The sequence below is a fragment of the Pseudoalteromonas sp. GW168-MNA-CIBAN-0100 genome (genome assembly GCF_040309225.1).
Classification (GTDB): domain Bacteria; phylum Pseudomonadota; class Gammaproteobacteria; order Enterobacterales; family Alteromonadaceae; genus Pseudoalteromonas; species Pseudoalteromonas arctica.
In genome coordinates this window covers 1-239 of record NZ_JBEOOL010001049.1, presented here as the reverse complement: position 1 = coordinate 239, position 239 = coordinate 1, and the positions used below count along the sequence as shown (strand labels likewise).

The 239-nt window shown below is 37.2% G+C and carries 1 protein-coding gene; it reads left to right on the top strand.

Annotation, left to right across the window (positions count from 1 at the left end):
* On the top strand, positions 1 to 193 hold a 193-nt coding region (locus AAEY62_RS24555; protein ID WP_350637097.1), incomplete at its 5' end, for a DUF3862 domain-containing protein.
* Positions 194 to 239: the final 46 nt, after the last annotated feature.

Sequence of the window (239 nt, the reverse complement as noted above, 5' to 3'; positions counted from 1 at the left end):
TGAGAACTACGAAAAAATAAAAATTGGTATGGATAAATCAGAAGTCGAAGTTTTTTTAGGAAGCGCTGATAACTGCGTAGAAAAAACACTGCATACCAACTGCGTTTGGGGTGACGATGCGAAAAATATCGAAGTTATACTCGTATCAAACAAAGTAACTTTATTTACCAAAACAGGGTTAGCAAACAACTAACGCTAACCCTTTAGAGGAATAACATGGGATGTAACCGGTTACAGCC